Annotated in this window: 14 protein-coding genes; 8 read left to right on the top strand and 6 right to left on the bottom strand. The window is 64.6% G+C overall.

Annotated features, from left to right (window positions below):
* Positions 1-3: 3 nt before the first annotated feature.
* From B9N72_RS10935 to pgi, 5 genes are all read left to right on the top strand, one after another.
* The gene (locus B9N72_RS10935; protein WP_085276430.1) at positions 4-1,032 is read left to right on the top strand and encodes an ABC transporter permease subunit; all 1,029 of its coding nucleotides are present in this window, start codon (positions 4-6) and stop codon (positions 1,030-1,032) included.
* Positions 1,033-1,051: 19 nt separating this feature from the next.
* Positions 1,052-1,996: a carbohydrate kinase family protein gene (locus B9N72_RS10930; protein WP_085276429.1), complete on the top strand. Its 945-nt coding sequence runs from the start codon at positions 1,052-1,054 to the stop codon at positions 1,994-1,996.
* An 8-nt stretch (positions 1,997-2,004) separates the two neighbouring features.
* The gene (locus B9N72_RS10925) at positions 2,005-2,811 is read left to right on the top strand and encodes a Cof-type HAD-IIB family hydrolase (protein WP_085276428.1); all 807 of its coding nucleotides are present in this window, start codon (positions 2,005-2,007) and stop codon (positions 2,809-2,811) included.
* Between the two features lie 126 nt (positions 2,812-2,937).
* Positions 2,938-3,990, top strand: a complete 1,053-nt coding sequence (locus tag B9N72_RS10920; protein WP_085276427.1) for a porin — start codon at positions 2,938-2,940, stop codon at positions 3,988-3,990.
* Positions 3,991-4,203: 213 nt separating this feature from the next.
* Positions 4,204-5,907: a glucose-6-phosphate isomerase gene (pgi, locus tag B9N72_RS10915; RefSeq protein ID WP_085276426.1), complete on the top strand. Its 1,704-nt coding sequence runs from the start codon at positions 4,204-4,206 to the stop codon at positions 5,905-5,907.
* A gap of 76 nt (positions 5,908-5,983) precedes the next feature.
* On the opposite strand, the gene B9N72_RS10910 is transcribed toward pgi, so the two are convergent.
* The 4 genes from B9N72_RS10910 to pyk form a co-directional block, all read right to left on the bottom strand.
* A complete protein-coding gene (locus B9N72_RS10910) occupies positions 5,984-6,484 on the bottom strand; it encodes a heme-degrading domain-containing protein (RefSeq protein WP_085276425.1) in 501 nt (166 codons plus the stop codon).
* A complete protein-coding gene (locus B9N72_RS10905; protein ID WP_085276424.1) occupies positions 6,481-7,542 on the bottom strand; it encodes an oxidoreductase in 1,062 nt (353 codons plus the stop codon). Before B9N72_RS10905 ends, B9N72_RS10910 begins: the two co-directional genes overlap by 4 nt.
* Positions 7,543-7,814: 272 nt before the next feature.
* Positions 7,815-9,443: an NADP-dependent glyceraldehyde-3-phosphate dehydrogenase gene (locus tag B9N72_RS10900; RefSeq protein ID WP_085276423.1), complete on the bottom strand. Its 1,629-nt coding sequence runs from the start codon at positions 9,441-9,443 to the stop codon at positions 7,815-7,817.
* Positions 9,444-9,618: 175 nt separating this feature from the next.
* Positions 9,619-11,049, bottom strand: a complete 1,431-nt coding sequence (pyk, locus tag B9N72_RS10895) for a pyruvate kinase (RefSeq protein WP_085276422.1) — start codon at positions 11,047-11,049, stop codon at positions 9,619-9,621.
* Positions 11,050-11,530: 481 nt separating this feature from the next.
* Here pyk and B9N72_RS10890 point away from each other — a divergent pair, with 481 nt between their 5' ends.
* The 3 genes from B9N72_RS10890 (at position 11,531) to B9N72_RS20780 (ending at position 13,777) form a co-directional block, all read left to right on the top strand.
* On the top strand, positions 11,531-12,190 hold the full coding sequence (locus B9N72_RS10890) for a Clp protease ClpP (protein WP_085276421.1): 660 nt from the start codon (positions 11,531-11,533) through the stop codon (positions 12,188-12,190).
* 284 nt (positions 12,191-12,474) lie between these two features.
* Positions 12,475-12,990 (top strand): hypothetical protein, encoded by a 516-nt coding sequence (locus B9N72_RS20785; RefSeq protein ID WP_143477810.1) that lies wholly within the window; start codon positions 12,475-12,477, stop codon positions 12,988-12,990.
* Positions 12,991-13,018: 28 nt separating this feature from the next.
* Positions 13,019-13,777 carry a hypothetical protein gene (locus B9N72_RS20780; protein ID WP_143477809.1) on the top strand — a complete coding sequence of 253 codons (759 nt, stop codon included), beginning with the start codon at positions 13,019-13,021 and terminating at the stop codon, positions 13,775-13,777.
* 136 nt (positions 13,778-13,913) lie between these two features.
* Here B9N72_RS20780 and B9N72_RS10885 read toward each other — a convergent pair whose 3' ends face one another.
* Both B9N72_RS10885 and B9N72_RS10880 read right to left on the bottom strand, forming a co-directional pair.
* Positions 13,914-15,275: an MBL fold metallo-hydrolase RNA specificity domain-containing protein gene (locus tag B9N72_RS10885; protein ID WP_085276420.1), complete on the bottom strand. Its 1,362-nt coding sequence runs from the start codon at positions 15,273-15,275 to the stop codon at positions 13,914-13,916.
* A complete protein-coding gene (locus tag B9N72_RS10880; RefSeq protein ID WP_085276419.1) occupies positions 15,275-16,129 on the bottom strand; it encodes a formate/nitrite transporter family protein in 855 nt (284 codons plus the stop codon). The genes B9N72_RS10885 and B9N72_RS10880 overlap by 1 nt, the downstream gene beginning before the upstream one ends.
* Positions 16,130-16,133: the final 4 nt, after the last annotated feature.

The following is a 16,133-nucleotide window of genomic DNA, read 5'->3' as shown; positions in this document are numbered from 1 at the left end:
GCGATGACTACTTCGAGCCCGAATTCCCCGGCCGGCCTGCTCGCCGCGCCGAAACCGGCCGGCTTCAGCCTGGGCCGGCTCTACAGCAAGGTCGGCATGCTGCCGGTACTGGTCGTGCTGTACGCCGCCTTCTATCTGCTCACGCTGCACTTCAGCGAGGACGGCAGCACCAATTTCGTGACGCTGGACAACAGCCTCAACATCCTGCGCCAGACCTCGATCAACCTGGTGCTGGCCTCCGGCATGACCTTCGTCATCCTCACCGCCGGCATCGACCTCTCGGTGGGCTCGATGCTGGCGGTGGCGGCGGTGCTCGGCATGCTGACCTCGCTGCCCGGCCACGCCCCCCTGCTCGCCCTGCCCGCCTTCATCGTGGCCGGCCTGGCGATGGGCGTGCTCAACGGCTCGATGGTGGCCATGCTCGGCATCAATCCCTTCGTGGTGACGCTGGGCACCATGACCGCGCTGCGCGGCGCGGCCTACCTGTTCGCCGACGGCACCACGGTGCTCAACAGCGACATCCCGAGCTTCGAGTGGATCGGCAACGGCAACCTGTTCGCCATCCCCTGGCTGGTCTGGCTCGCCGCCGCCGTGGTGGTGGGCTCGTGGTTCATCCTCAAGCGCACCGTGCTCGGCCTGCACATCTACGCCGTGGGCGGCAACCCGCAGGCGGCGCGGCTCACCGGCATCAAGGTGAACCGGGTGCTGCTGTTCGTGTATTCGATCAGCGGTCTGTTTGCGGGGCTGGCCGGCGCCATGTCGGCCAGCCGCCTGTACGGCGCCAACGGCAACTGGGGCACCGGCTACGAGCTCGACGCGATCGCCGCCGTGGTGCTGGGCGGCACCAGCCTGATGGGCGGGGTCGGCTCGATCTGGGGCACCGTGATCGGTGCCCTGATCATCGGCGTGATGAACAACGGCCTGACCATCCTCGGCGTCTCCTCGTTCTGGCAGTACGTGGCCAAGGGCGCGGTGATCGTGCTGGCGGTGATGCTGGACAAATGGCGCCAGAAACAAAGCGGCCTCAACTGATTCGATGTGGAGTAAGGATATGACGAAGCCACTGCCCCGCGTGGTCGTGTTCGGTGAGGCGCTCACCGACTTTCTGCAAACCGCTCCCGGCGTCTGGGCGAGCCGCGTCGGCGGCGCCTGCTGGAACGTGGCGCGCGCCGTCGCCAGCCTGGGCGTGCCGGCGGCCTTCGCCGGCGCGGTGAGCGAGGACGATCTGGGCGACGAGTTGGCCGAAGCAACCCTGGCCATCGGGCTCGACCCGCGCTTTCTGCAGCGCGCCGCCAAGCCGCCGTTCCTGGCGCTGGTGCCGTCGCAGCATCCGCCGCGCTACTTCTTCGCCGGCGGCGACTCGGCCGATCTGGCGTTCGACCCGGAACAATTGCCGGAAGGCTGGCTGGAGGCGGCCGAGGTGGTCCACTTCGGCTCCATCAGCCTGGCGCGCGCGCCGCTGGCGGGCCGGCTGCTGGAGATCGCCCGCACCGCCCGCGCCGCCGGCAAGCGCATCACCTTCGACCCCAACTGGCGCAACCTGATGGACGGCGCTTACCGCGCCACCTTCGAGGAAATGGTCCGCCTCGCCAACGACATCAAGGTATCCGACGAGGACCTGGCGCAGCTGCTGCCCGACTGCAGCACCGAGGCCGCGCTCGCCACCCTGCTCGACTGGAACCCGACGCTGCGCATCCTCTACACCGAGGGCGCCCAGGGCCTGCGCCTGCTCACCGCGCAGCAGGCGACGCACCAGCCGGCCGTCAAGGTGACGGTGGCCGATACCGTCGGCGCCGGCGACGCCAGCCTGGCGGGCTGGATCGTGGCCACGCTCGAACAACCGGCCACGGCGGACGCGCTGCCCTTCGCCGCCGCCACCGCCGCGGCCGCCTGCCAGCGTGCCGGCGCGCACCCGCCGAGCCGCGCCGAAGTGGACGCCCTGCTGAGCCGACGCGAGGCGCCGCACGCCTCGCCCCACCCCGACCTAGCCCTGTGAGAACCGCCATGTACGCTGCGATCGCCTCCGATCTCGACGGCACCCTGCTGGATGCCCGCGAGACCATCACGCCGTTCACCGCCGCCACCCTGCGCGCCGCCGCCGCGCGCGGCGTGCACCTGATCATCGCCACCGGCCGTCACGTGCTCGACGTGCAGCGCCTAACCGCCGCACTGGAGCTGCCGATCAGCCTGATCACCTCGAACGGCGCCCGCGTCCACGGCGGCGACGGCACCCTGCTGTACGCCGACGATGTGTCCGCCGAGCATGTTCGCGCGCTGGTGCAGCCGGAGTTCGCGTACGGCACCCGCTTGAGCCTGTACCTGGACGACGGCGGGCTGTGCTGTCTGCACGACGGCTACGTTCACCGCGACGCCGAAACCGGTTTTTCCCGGCAGTGCGACGACCTGTCGCAGCACTCCGGCGAGGGCGTGGCCAAGTTGATGTACACCGCCCCGCCGGCGCGCCTGGCCGAGATCGAGGCCGTGATCCGCCAGCGTTTCGGCAGCGCGCTGGCGCTGACCTACTCGCGCCCCGACTACCTCGAAGTGATGGCTCCCGGCGTCAGCAAGGGCCGCGCGCTGACGCGTCTGCTGGCACGCCTGGACGTGGCGCCGGCGCACTGCGCGGCGTTCGGCGACGGCCTCAACGACGTGGAGATGCTGCAAAGCGTCGGCCACCCGTTCCGCATGGCCAACGCCAGCCCGCGCCTGTCCGCCCTGCTGCCCGAGATAGCCGAGGCCGGCCACCACGACGAGGCCGGGGTGGCGCGCCAGATCAGTCTGGCGCTGGGGCTGACCTTCCCCGAGGCGTGACACCCCGCCGCCGGACAGACCGGGCCATGACGGACAAGAAATCAGGGAGCGTTTGTTCGAACACAAGAAATGATGGGCAAGAGCCCGCATGACGCAGTGCCTTTAAAAAAAGAGTGGAGGAGAAAGATGAAAACCAAAATCATGAACGTGAAAAACGTCGTGCTGGCTTCGGCCGTGCTGTCGCTGTTTTCCGGCGCCGCGCTGGCGGACGTCAGCATCATCGGCAAGATGGAAGGCGGCCTGCAGCGCAAGAGCAACGTCGACGGCACCCATGTGAACGGTGTGAAGGACTTCGGTTCTGAAATCGACTTCGTCGGCAGCGAAGACCTTGGCGACGGCCTCAAGGCCATCTGGCAGATGAACAACAACGTGCACATCGACGGCGGCCAGGCCGGCGATACCTTTGCCTCCGGCGATACCTTCGTCGGCCTGTCGGGCGCGTTCGGCGCGGTCAAGCTGGGGCACGGCATCGATGCCTACGGTGACGGCTACTGGAAAGCCAACTTCTTCGACCTGGGCGACCACGGTCCGGACCGCGGCGTCGGCGGCGTGCTGGGGCTGAGCGATGCCGGCAACTCGAAAGGGGCAATCAAGTACGAAACGCCCAAGTTCGGCCAGTTCAACGCCGCCGCCAGTTGGGCGGCCGGCGAGAAGGGCTCGGGCAGCGCGGCCGGCAACGCCTGGGCGCTGGGGGGCAACTTCGAAGGCGCCAATTACGGCCTGCACGCCGGCTATCAGCGCCAGGACCTAGTCAACAACGCCACGGCGCCCTTCGTGAACGTCGGCCACGCCGACGATTGGGTGGCAGCCGGCAAGATCACTCCGTTGCAGGGACTGACGCTGGCGGCGGAATACAACCATTCCCGGCTCTCGGCCACCACCCCGGGGGCGCTCACCGGCAGCAGCACGTCCTTCGTGGTGCCGGCCGATCCCGTCGCCATGAAGAGCCTGATGCTGCTGGCCGAGTACAAGCCGGACCGGTTGGCGCTGCGCGCTTCGGTGCTGCGCACCAACAACTACCAGTACGTCAACGACAAGCACCGCAACGAGTTCGTGCTGGGCACCAGCTACGACCTCTCCAAACGCACCGCGCTGCTGGCGGAATACCTGCACAGCAAGGTCAGCAGCGATGACCGTGCCAGCAGCGAGCTGGTGATCGGCATGCACCACGGCTTCTAAGAGCCACTAACAAAACCCTCTTGGCGTTGTTGCGCGGCCTTGCCGTACTACGTGTACTGTCTGCGGCCGCGCGCCTAGCCAAGATCGTTGCACTGGGTTTTGTTCGCGACTCTAAAGCAGCGATAAAACCGGACTGGTCCGATGGCCAGTCCGGGCTCTTAATGTGATGGTTATCCGACTCGTGTCGAAACGTCCAAACTCAAGGAGTGTACTGTGAGCAAGCTCACCCAACTGCCGGCCTGGCGCACCCTGTGGAACCACTTTTCGCGCGCGCGCGACTGGCACATGCGCGAGCTGTTCGCCGCCGACCCCGAGCGCGCCGAACGCTACTGGCTGCAAGCCGAAGGGCTGACGCTCGACTACTCCAAGAACCGCATCAGCGACCAGACCCTGACCCTGCTGTTGCAGTTGGCCGAAGAAGCCGGACTGCCGGAGCAGATCGAGGCCATGTTCCAAGGCGAGAAGATCAACGTCACCGAGAGCCGCGCCGTGCTGCACGTGGCCTTACGCAACCGCGCCGACACCCCGATCCTGGTCGACGGCGAGGACGTCATGCCCAAGGTCAACTCGGTGCTCGAGCGCATGGGCCGCTTCAGCCAGGCGGTCAGGAACGGCGAGTGGCTGGGCTACACCCGCCAGCCGATCACCGACATCGTCAACATCGGCATCGGCGGCTCGGACCTGGGCCCGCTGATGGTGTGCCAGGCGCTGCGCCCCTACGCCCACCCGCGCATGAACATGCACTTCGTCTCCAACGTCGACAGCTCGCAACTCAAGGAGACGCTCAAGCGCGTGCATCCCGAGACCACGCTGTTCGTGATCGAATCGAAGACCTTCACCACCCAGGAAACCCTGACCAACGCACTGACCGCGCGCGAGTGGTTCCTGCGCCAGGCGCGCGACGAGGCGGCGGTGGCCAAGCATTTCGTCGCGGTATCGACCAACAAGCAGGCGGTGGCCGAGTTCGGCATCGACCCGGCCAATATGTTCGAATTCTGGGACTGGGTGGGCGGCCGCTTCAGCCTGTGGTCAGCCATCGGCCTGCCGATCATGCTGTACCTGGGCGAGGAAAGCTTCCTCGAACTCTTGGACGGCGCACACGGCATGGACCAGCATTTCCGCAACGCGCCTCTGGAAGCCAACATGCCGGTGATCCTGGCGCTGATCGGCATCTGGTACATCAACTTCTACGGCGGCGGCAGCCATGTGATCGCGCCCTACGACCAGTACCTGCACCGCCTGCCGGCCTTCATCCAGCAGCTCGACATGGAATCGAACGGCAAGCAGACGATGCGCGACGGCCAGCCGGTGGACTTCGAAACGGCGCCGATCATCTGGGGCGAGACCGGCATCAACGGCCAGCACGCCTTCTTCCAGCTGTTGCACCAGGGCACCCACACCTCGCCGATCGACCTGATCGCCTCGCTGGAGAACCGCAGCTCGCTGCCCGGCCACCACGAGATCCTGCTCGCCAACCTGTTCGCCCAGGCCGAGGCCTTCATGCGCGGCAAGACCGCCGACGAGGTGCGCGCCGAACTGACGGCGCAGGGACTAAAGGGCGAGGCGCTGGAAAAGCTGGTGCCGCACAAGGTGTTCGGCGGCAACCGCCCCACCAACACCCTGCTCATGAGCCGGCTCGACCCGCGCCACCTCGGCGCGCTGATCGCGCTCTACGAGCACAAGATCTTCGTGCAGGGCGCGATCTGGGGCATCAACAGCTTCGACCAGTGGGGGGTGGAGCTGGGCAAACAGCTCGCCAAGACCATCCACGCCGAGCTGTCCGGCAAGTGTGGCCCGGCCGAGCACGACAGCTCGACCGCCAAGCTGATCGCGTTCTACCGCCAGGTGAACGGCGCCGAGCCGGCCCCCTCCCCGGCGCCGGTGAAGCCGAGCCAGGCGCAGCCGCAGGAAGCCTGAGCCGCCGTCAGCCCACAAAAAGCCCGTCGCGAGGACGGGCTTTTTGCTGTGGCTGTAGTAGGGCGGCCTTGAGGGTTCAATCCAGCGCCAGTTCGGCCAGCGGCAGCTCCAGGTAATCCGCCAGCACCGCGACGATCAGCGCATGATCCTCGCGCTGCGGCAGGCCGGACACGGTGACGGCGCCGATGCAGCCGCTGCCGGCCAGCCGCAGCGGAAAGCTGCCGCCGTGCGCGGCGTAGTCGCGCGTGGCGAGCCCGAGCTTGCTCTCTAGCGTCTGGCCGTCGCGCTGCAGCGCGAGTCCCACGGCGTAGGAGCTCTTGTGCATCAGCTCCACCAGGTTGCGCTTGCGCCGCGCCCAGTCGGCATTGAGCGGCGTCGTTCCCTCCATCGCGAGGAAGAACACCGTCTCACCGGCAAGACGAATCTCGATCGCCAGCGCCGCCCCACGCGCCTCGGCGGCGGCCTTGAGGCGGCAGCCCAGCTCCCAGGCGGTGGCACCGTCGAAATGGTCGAACTGCAGCCGCTCCTCCTGCCGCGCGATGCGGGCGAGATCGGCTTCGACATCCAACTGGCTCATGCGACCACCTCCTCGGCAGCGAACGGCACTTCCCTCCCCTCGGCGGCGCTCAGGCAGCCGGCCTCGATCACGCGCATCACGGCGATGGCGTCGGCGGCCGGCACCGGGTTGGCCGCACCGTGCCGGATGGCGTCGCGCAGCGCCGCATAGTAGGCCGGGTAATCGCCGCGCCGCGTCGGCACGCGCTCGTGCCCGGGCTGACCGTCATGCCATTCCGTGAGGATACCGTCGCGCTCGTCGCGGCCCCAGTCGGCGTCGGGCGGAAACAGTCCGGCCTTGAGCGCGGCCTCCTGCTCGTCCAGCCCGTGCTTGAGGTAGCTCGCGGCGGTGCCGTGCATGGCGAAACGCGCCCCCGGCTCGGCGGTCAGCGTGCTGGCGTGCAGGATCACCTGCAGCCGCTCGTAGCGCAGCAGCGCATGGAAGTAATCGTCCACCTCGGCGCCGTCGCGCAGCGTGGTGCGCGTCAGCGAGATGCCCAAAGGTTGGCCGAACAACTGCAGCGCCTGGTCCACCAGGTGCGGCCCCAGGTCGTACCACAGTCCGGAACCGGCGCTCGCCGCGCTCTCGCGCCAGCGCTGCGGCACCTCGGGGCGGAAGCGGTCGAAGTGCGACTCGAACTGCACCACGCGGCCCAGCCGGCCCTCGTCGAGCAGCGCCTGCAGCGTCAGGAAATCGGCGTCCCAGCGTCGGTTGTGGAACACCGACAGCACGCGTCCGGCATCCCGCGCCAGCGCCTCCAGCTCGCGGGCCTCGGCCACGGTGACGGTGAACGGCTTGTCCACCACCACGTGCTTGCCCGCCAGCAACGCGGCGCGCGCCAGCGCATGGTGGGTCTCGTTCGGGGTCGGGATGACGACGAGGTCGATGTCGGCGCGCGCGAACAAGGCCTCGGGGGTGGCCTCGACCTCGAGCGACGGACGCTCGGCGCGCACCTGATCCGGGCGACGGCTGGCGACGGCGACCAGTTCGAGGCCGGGGGTGGCGCTAATCAGCGGGGCGTGAAAGGTCTTGGCGGCGCTGCCGTAGCCGACCAGGCCGACACGTAGGGGGTGGGGCATGGGTTAGTCCTCGTAAGAACCTGTTCACGATCTTGCTGCGCATCCCTGATCGGGGCTCATGTGCACTGCGTGCGAATCTATCGCTGAGCAATCAGGAATCCTCATGTACCCCAGTACATTCCGCTTCCTGCGCTGCTCTTCACCCCGCTGAGGGCTGCTCGCGACAGATCGTGAACAGGTTCTAAAACAGAAACCCCGCCGGGTTCGGCAGGGTTGTGGAAAACGGCCCTCCAGGCGGGCTTCGGCCAACCTGGAGGGTGGTCTCATACGGCTTAGAGAATGAAGCGCGTATTGATGAAATTACTCTCATTCGACAGCACGATCGCATCCAGCAGCTTCTTGCTCGACTCGGTCTCTTTCGCCGCCACCATCGAGCGGATCGAGAAGGCACGCAGCGCATCGTGCACCGACAGCGTGCCCTCCGCCGAATCCTTGCGGCCCGCGAACGGGAACACGTCCGGACCGCGCTGGCACTGGCAGTTGATGTTGACGCGGCACACCTGGTTCACCAGCGGATCGACCAGCTCGGCGATCTGGTGCGGGTTGCTGCCGAACAGGCTCACCTGCTGGCCGTAGTCCGAGCTAATCACGTAGTCCAGCGCGTCCTCGATGTCCTCGAACGGTGCCACCGGGATCACCGGGCCGAACTGCTCCTCGCGGTACAGCTTCATGCCTTCCTTGACCGGGAACACCACCGCCGGGTGGAACAGCGTCTCGGCCACGCTGCCGCCGCCTTCGTTGATCACGCGCGCGCCCTTGGCCTTGGCGTCTTCGACGCACTCGGTCAGGTAAGCACACTTTTCCTGGTCCGGCAGCGGCGTCACCATCACGCCCTTCTCCCACGGCATGCCCACCTTGAGCGCGTTCACCGCCTCGGAGAAACGACGCAGGAAGGCCTCGGCGATGGACTGGTGCACCAGGATCATCTTGATCGCGGTGCAGCGCTGGCCGTTGAACGACAGCGAGCCGGCGATGCATTCCTTCACCGCCAAGTCCAGGTCGGCGTCCGGCAGGATGATGGCGGCGTTCTTGGCGTCGAGCCCCAGCACCGCGCGCAGGCGGTTGGATTTCGGGTGCGCCTTCTTCAGCTGGTCGGCGACGCGGCTGGAGCCGATCAGCGCCAGCACGTTGATCTTGCCACTCGACATCAGGTGCGGCACCAGCTCCGAGCCCTTGCCGTACACGGTGTTGATCACCCCGGCAGGGAAGGCACTGCGGAACGCTTCCAGCATCGGGTAGTAGAGCAGCGTGCCGAACTTCGGCGGCTTCAACAGCACCACGTTGCCCATGATCAGCGCCGGGATCAGCGTGGTGAAGGTTTCGTTCATCGGGTAGTTGTACGGCCCCAGGCACAGCGTGATGCCGAGCGGCGAGCGGCGAATCTGGCCGATGGTGCCGTCGACGATCTGGAAGCGCGAGTTGTCGTTGTCGAGCTTCTTCAGGGCGTCGATGGTGTCCTTGATATAGACGATGGTGCGGTCGAATTCCTTCTCGGAGTCGGGCAGGCTCTTGCCGATCTCCCACATGATCAGGTTCACGATCTCGCGGCGCTTGGCGAGGATCTGGCGCGTGAATTCCTCGACGCAGCCGATGCGCTCGGCCACCGACATGGTCGGCCAGGCGCCACGGCCATTGTCGTAGGCGGCCACGGCGGCGGCCAGCGCCTCGTCGGCTTCGTCCTTGCCGGTGACCGGGATGCTGCCGAGCTCGACGCGCGCCAATTCGCCATTGTCCTGGCGGGTGTAGACCGGCGACTGCACGGCGCGCGTCTCGCCGTGCCACATCTTGAGTTGGCCGTTCACCAGCAGCGTGCGCTGGTGCAGCGGGGCGAGGATCTGGCAGTCGGCCGGTACGGCGTTTTCGTCGGGGAACAGGGCTTGCAGTTGTTCGATGGTGTTCACTCTCTATGTCCTTTGTGTGCAGTGCGTACTGTATAGGGCAGTTCTGGGCTCAGCGCGGGGGCAAGACCTCGTCGTGAGCGCCCCCAGGCCGGTTCGAGAAGCACCGCCGTACAGGTGGTACGGCGAGCATCACAGAGCCGGGATCGGGGCGCGCAACAGAGGGATGCCCTCGCCATCAGTCGGGCCAGACCACGCGCAGTAGATTGGTCGAACCCGGCGTGCCGAACGGAATGCCGGCCACCACGATCAGCGGCCGGCCGGGCTGGTAGTAGCCGGTGCTCTTGGCCGCGTCGCTGGCCTTCTCCACCATGTCCTCGACGTTCTTGGCGTCCTCGGTGGCGTACGAGGTCACCCCCCACAGCAGCGCCAGCTGGCGCGCCACGGTACGGTTCGGCGTCAGGCTCAGGATCGGCGAGGCCGGGCGCTCGTGCGCGACGCGGAAGGCGGTGGCGCCCGAGGTGGTGTAGGTGATGGTGGCGCCCACCGGCAGCACCCCGGCCACGCTGTGGATCGCCGCGCCGATGGCGTCGGTGGAGTTGGCCTGGTGGCGCGTGGTCACCGCCTGCATCAGCTGGCGCTGCAGCGGGTCGCCCTCGGTGTGGCGGATGATGCGCTGCATCATCGAAACCGCTTCGACCGGGTAGTGGCCGGCAGCCGATTCCGCCGACAGCATCACGGCGTCGACGCCGTCGTACACCGCGGTGGCGACATCGGAGGCCTCGGCGCGGGTCGGCGCCGGCGCCTTGATCATCGATTCCAGCATCTGGGTGGCGACCACCACCGGCTTGCCGGCCTCGCGGCACAGCCGCACGATGCGCTTCTGGATCGACGGCACCTCTTCCGGCGGCAGCTCCACGCCGAGGTCGCCGCGCGCCACCATGATGGCGTCGGCCACCTCGATGATCGCCTCGAGGTTCTGCACCGCCAGCGGCTTCTCGATCTTGGCCATCAGCTTGGCGCGCCCGCCGATCAGCTCGCGCACTTCCATCACGTCCTCGGGGCGCTGCACGAACGACAGCGCCACCCAGTCCACGCCCAGTTCCAGGCCGAACTCGAGGTCACGGCGGTCCTTGATCGACAGCGCCGACACCGCCAGCGCGGCGTCCGGCACGTTGACGCCCTTGCGGTCGGAGATGAGGCCGCCGGCCACCACCTCGGTGTCGATGGTGTCGGGCGCTACCGCTGTGACGCGGAAACGCAGGCGGCCGTCGTCGACCAGCAGCTGGTCGCCGGGGGTGACGGCGGCAAAGATTTCGGGGTGAGGCAGGCAGACGCGCTCGTGGTTGCCCGGTTCCGGGTTGCGGTCGAAGCGGAAGGCCTGGCCGGCGACGAGTTCGGCCTGGCCGTCGGCGAAGCTCCACACGCGCAGCTTGGGGCCCTGCAGGTCGAGCAGGACGCCGATGGGGCGGCCGGTCTGGTGCTCCACCTGGCGGATGGCGGCGAGCCGGGCGGCGTGGTCTTCGTGGGCGCCGTGGCTGAAGTTGAGGCGGAACACGTCGGCGCCGGCCTGGTGCAGGGCGGCGATGGTGTCCACGGTGCTGCTGGCCGGGCCCAGCGTGGCGATGATCTTGGTGCCGCGGCTCTGGCGTTCGCTGCATGTACCCATACTCACTCCTCCTTGTCCTTATGTAGTAGAACTACATTGAAATCGATTTCACATTAACTGTCAACGGACATCACCCGGCCTGGCTCCACACGGCTGACATCCGTACCAAAAATCCCAACAAATCCTTCAACAACAATCCATTAAGGCAAAACAATCGGCCACGACAGCACCGTCTCGGCACGCCAAATCGGCCTTGCCGACATGCCCAGCCGCGAAAGGGAATGAACACGACTCCAATCGAGTATATTTGTAGTAAAACTACTACGCAACCGCTAACGGAATGGCCGCGGCAAGGAGGGACAAGGCACGCAACAAGTACATCACAGCGACCAGGGAAGAACTTCCGTAACAAGGGACGCGGCGAGCCTTGGCGGCCAGGGAAGAAAAAGGGGAAAGGAAGACGGCACGCCCGGCGCGAAGGCGTGGTCGCCTGCGGAAATGGGCTCTAAGATGGAATCATGGCCAGCACCGTGGAGGCTCCATGACCAAACCGACCATCAGCACCCAGGGCGAGCCAGGCGAGGATCTGCCCGAGTCCCCGGTGTTCCAGGGACTGTCACGCTACGAAATACGCTCGCAGCTGAGCGAGATTTCCTTCTACCTGTGCGGCGAAATCCAGGCCTCGCACTTCTACACCAATCTGTTCTACACGCTGCGCAGCGCCAGCGAGACCGACATCATCTACCTGCACCTCAACACCATCGGCGGCGACTTCGACACCGGCATGCAGATCATCAACAACATGCAGTCCTCCTGCGCCCACGTCATCACCGTGCTCGAGGCGCGCGCCTACTCGATGGGCGCGCTGATTTTCCTGGCCGGAGACGAACTGGAAGTGCAGGACAACTGCCAGCTGATGTTCCACATCTACTCGGGAACCTTCGCCGGCCGGGGAACCGAGCAGCAGGCACAGATCCAGGCGGTGAGCAGCTGGTTCGAGAAGGTGATGCAGCGCATCTGCCAGCCCTTCCTCAGCACGGCGGAGGTCGACAAGGTGCTCAAAGGGGCGGATGTCTGGATGGACTCGGACGAGATCCGGCGGCGCCTGAGCCGCCTGCAGCGCGCACCGGCCAAGCCGGCTGCACCGCGCCGAGCCCGCAAGGACACGCTGGCGCCGCCCGATAGCGAGGCGGCCAGCTGAGGTTCTCCGAGCTGTTCAAAGTCTCTGTTGTAATGTGAGAAACACTGGGGGTGAGAAAAAGCTACCCAAGCGACATTAGCCGAGAACAATTTGAAGTCATCAAGCCACCACTGGAAAACGGTGTGCATGTAGGCATGGTTGGTGCTCCCGCAGTCCACTCTCACTCCAAAAGTGAGTCAAAAGTGTATAAAGTCAGAGCTTGTGCAATTGTTTTATTGCTTTCAGCTGGGGCAATGACTGAACCCGTCAATCCTCCAGTTATATAACCAGGAACACGTTTTGAAATGCATACGCTTGATGGATATAACGGCATAGAAAGGGAGCACAGTACGCTAACATTTTCCGGCATGAACGGAGGCAATTATGTATACCACGGAACATGTAGCAAAGGAGAATTTTTTGTTATAAAAAATTCTAGCCTAAATGATTTTATAATCGACAAATCGATGGGAACAATCAATGTTTACGAGGTATTCAAATGGCCACTTACTATAGGGGAGCACCATGACTTCTCGTTCCGGGACCCATTAGCAAGTGTTCAAATGCATGTCTCAGTTGAAGGAGCGGAGAAAATTACAGCACCGGCAGGCTCCTACGACTCTTATAGGATCCTGACAAAGGGGCAGTGGCATAATGCAAACAGCAGCGCATCCGGACCGCTGAAAGAGGTCATATGGTACGCTCCGGAAATTAGCCATATAATCAAGAGCGAACACACCGACCATACCAATAAAAGCAGTATATATAATTGGTACAAAACGGAAATGCTCTCTTATCAACCTGGCGAATTCAGGGAGTAAATGCTACAGCAATTAGGAGGTACATCATATGCATAAAAAGATGATAGCATTATTCTTCAATGGCTTGATAATTTCGTCATGGACAAATGCGCAAGATTTATTTGATCTAAAAATCAACGATACGGTAACCGGGCAAATTTCATTAGGCAAAAAGAATCTCCCACTTCCACCAGGCAATTGGACTGTCGCCGTGAGATTTGACAGCAATGGCACACACACTTATTCCAGCGACCAAAGTATCACGATCCCAATCGCGAATGCGCTGCTGGCCAAAGTGACTCCAAGTGGGCAAATTTCAGGTCTGATTCGATTTATTGCCAATGAAAAGGACTGGCCAGGCGCAACAAATTGGAGCGATGATCCGTGCTCGTATGCGAAAACCAAAACCAGTTACTTCCATACCCGTTTCAATAGCTCTTTTAACTTCCCGGAATGTCTCGTAATCAGGCCAGTAATCAATTTCGCACAAACAACGGGTTATTTCGGTGATTTACGAAACTGGGCCAATCAAAATCATGCAGATCTTCCGCCAGTCATGATCTATTCGGACTACGAACGTTTTACCAGCCAAGGCTTTATCAAGGCATCCGTCTGGTTCAACCCGGAATTGGCGGGATTCAAACGCGACAATGAGCAAATGCTCGCACAAAACAGCTGGAATGTAGATAAAATCGACGAAACGAAGAAGCTTTATCTAATCAAGATACAAGATTGGTCGAGCAATTTTGCCGCACAAATTCGCGAATCATCGAAAGGTAATCCCGCTAGTTTACCAGCCTTGCCTTGACACCCTCCTCGTCCTCTCGCTTTCACTCGCCTCTCTCAAGAGCGGGAAGGATTGGAATCCCTACTGAGTTCAACCCGTAAGTGGCTGAACTCACCACAGACTAACAAGCAGTGTTCCTGCTCTTAAGAACCTGCTCTCAGTCCAGCTGCACCGTCATGCCGTGCTCGGGCACCGAACAGGGCCAATGCAGCTCGGTGGCGATGCGACGCCGCAGCGCGTCAGATGCCACCGGTTCGCCGTGCACCACGAAGGTATGCCGCGGCGGACGCTCGAAGCCCCCCAGCCAGGTCAGGATTTCGCCGGCATCGGCGTGCGCCGACAGGTTCTCCAGCATCACCACCTCGGCGCGGATCGGCACCTCCTCGCCGTGGATGCGTACCGATTCCGCTCCGCCGACGATTGCCGCCCCGCGCGTTCCGCCTGCCTGAAAGCCGGAAAACAGCAGCGTGTTGCGGGCATAGGGTGCGAACGCCTTGAGGTGGTGCAACACCCGGCCGCCGGTAGCCATGCCGCTGGCGGAAATGATGATGGCGGGCTCGTGCCGTTCGTTGAGGCTCTTGGACTCCTCCACCGTGCGCACGATATGCGCCACGCGGCACATGCCCTCGCACTCTGTCGGGCTGAGACGATGCTCGGGGCGGAAGCGGTGGTAGAGCTCGGTGGCATCGGTGGCCATCGGGCTGTTGAGGAACACCGGCAGGTCGGCCGGAATCGCTCCTGACTGCTTCAAACGGTACAGGTAATACATCAGCGACTGGGTGCGCCCCACCGCGAAGGACGGGATCAGCGTGATGCCATGGCGCGCCGTGGTGCGCCGAATGATCTCGGCCAGCACCTTGGCGGTATCTTCCGGCGGGTGGCGACGGTCGCCATAGGTCGACTCCACCAGCAGATAGTCGGCCCGGGCGATGCGTTCCGGCGGCACCATGATCGGATCGTGCGGTCGCCCCAGGTCACCAGAACACAGCAGCGTCACGCCGCCGGCGCTGATTTCCACCATGGCGGCGCCGAGAATGTGCCCAGCCGGGTAGAGCGTCACCGTGATCCCCTTCGCCACCTGCCGGGGCTGATGCCAAGGCAGCATCTGCAGGGCCTTCAGCGAGCGCTCCGCGTCGGCCAGGGTATAGAGCGGCAGTGCCGGGTGGTGCTTGGAGAAGCCGTGGCGGTTGGCGTACTCGGCCTCTTCCTCCTGCAAGTGGCCGCTATCCGGCAGCAGGATCTCCGCCAGCGCGCAGCTCGCCTCGCTGGCGTACACCGGACCGGCAAACCCTTCGCGCACCAGCAGCGGCAGATAGCCGCTGTGGTCGAGGTGGGCATGCGTCAACACCACGGCGTCGAGGCGGGCCGGCTCGAACGGCAGCCGCGCCCAGTTGCGCAGGCGCAACTGCTTGAAGCCCTGGAACAAACCGCAATCCACCAGCACGCGCGCACCACCGTGCTCCACCAGAAACTTGCTGCCGGTGACGGTGCCGACCGCCCCCAGAAAGGTGATACGCATCACTCGCTCCCGCTTTCCGCCGCAACGGGCGCCGCCACGGCGGCCCCGCGTCGGTAGATCAGGTAATACACCAGCGCCACCAGCACGCTGCCACCCAGCAGATTGCCGGCGATCACCGGCAGCAGGTTGCGCAACAGGCCGCCCCAGCCGATGGCGTCGGCGAACGGAATCGGGCCGGCGACGCCATCCTTGAGCAGCATCGCCAGCGGGATCAGGTACATGTTGGCGATGCTGTGCTCGAAACCGGCGGCGACGAAGGCCGAGATCGGAAACACCACCGCCACCATCTTGTCGGTGACGCTGCGCCCGGCCATCGCCATCCACACCGCCAGGCACACCAGCACATTGCACAACGCCCCGCGCCAGAACAGCGTGGCCAGCGGTGCCGAGCACTTGGCGGCGGCCAGCCGCACCACCTGCTCTGCCACCAGTCCGTGGTTCAGGGCCGGGTGCCCCGACAACCACACCATCAGCGCCAAGCCGGCGGCGCCAACAAAATTGGCCAGGCACACCACCAGCCAGTTCCGCAGCAAGAGGCCGGTGCCGATACGGCCATCGGCCCAGGCCATGGCAAGCAGGTTGTTGCCGGTGAAGAGCTCCGCCCCGGCCACCACCACCAGCAACAACCCGAGCGAAAACACCAGCCCGCCCAGCACGCGGCCGGCGGCGAAACCCAGGCCGGGGTCGCTGGTCACCAGCACGAAGTAAAGCGCGCCCAGGCCGATGAAGGCACCGGCCAGTACGCCCAGCAGCGCCATCTGCCGCAGCGGCAGCTGCGCCTTGATCACGCCGATCTTTTCCACCCGTTCGGCGATCTCGGCCGGCGAGAAAGCATCGAATCCATATAGCGCCATCAGC

The sequence above is a fragment of the Pseudogulbenkiania subflava DSM 22618 genome (assembly GCF_900177275.1).
Classification (GTDB): Bacteria; Pseudomonadota; Gammaproteobacteria; order Burkholderiales; family Chromobacteriaceae; genus Pseudogulbenkiania; species Pseudogulbenkiania subflava.
Note: the sequence above shows the minus strand (reverse complement) of the source record. Positions and strands in the feature narration are given on the sequence as shown.

Bases quoted from the DNA above. Each gene is read 5' to 3' on its own strand.
- B9N72_RS20785 (WP_143477810.1), top strand. From the start codon at position 12,475: ATGCATACGCTTGATGGATATAACGGCATAGAAAGGGAGCACAGTACG.
- B9N72_RS10935 (WP_085276430.1), top strand. From the start codon at position 4: ATGACTACTTCGAGCCCGAATTCCCCGGCCGGCCTGCTCGCCGCGCCG.
- B9N72_RS10890 (WP_085276421.1), top strand. From the start codon at position 11,531: ATGACCAAACCGACCATCAGCACCCAGGGCGAGCCAGGCGAGGATCTG.
- B9N72_RS10885 (WP_085276420.1), bottom strand. From the start codon at position 15,275: ATGCGTATCACCTTTCTGGGGGCGGTCGGCACCGTCACCGGCAGCAAG.
- B9N72_RS10905 (WP_085276424.1), bottom strand. From the start codon at position 7,542: ATGCCCCACCCCCTACGTGTCGGCCTGGTCGGCTACGGCAGCGCCGCC.
- B9N72_RS10880 (WP_085276419.1), bottom strand. From the start codon at position 16,129: ATGGCGCTATATGGATTCGATGCTTTCTCGCCGGCCGAGATCGCCGAA.
- B9N72_RS20780 (WP_143477809.1), top strand. From the start codon at position 13,019: ATGCATAAAAAGATGATAGCATTATTCTTCAATGGCTTGATAATTTCG.
- pyk (WP_085276422.1), bottom strand. From the start codon at position 11,049: ATGGGTACATGCAGCGAACGCCAGAGCCGCGGCACCAAGATCATCGCC.
- B9N72_RS10925 (WP_085276428.1), top strand. From the start codon at position 2,005: ATGTACGCTGCGATCGCCTCCGATCTCGACGGCACCCTGCTGGATGCC.
- B9N72_RS10920 (WP_085276427.1), top strand. From the start codon at position 2,938: ATGAAAACCAAAATCATGAACGTGAAAAACGTCGTGCTGGCTTCGGCC.
- B9N72_RS10930 (WP_085276429.1), top strand. From the start codon at position 1,052: ATGACGAAGCCACTGCCCCGCGTGGTCGTGTTCGGTGAGGCGCTCACC.
- B9N72_RS10910 (WP_085276425.1), bottom strand. From the start codon at position 6,484: ATGAGCCAGTTGGATGTCGAAGCCGATCTCGCCCGCATCGCGCGGCAG.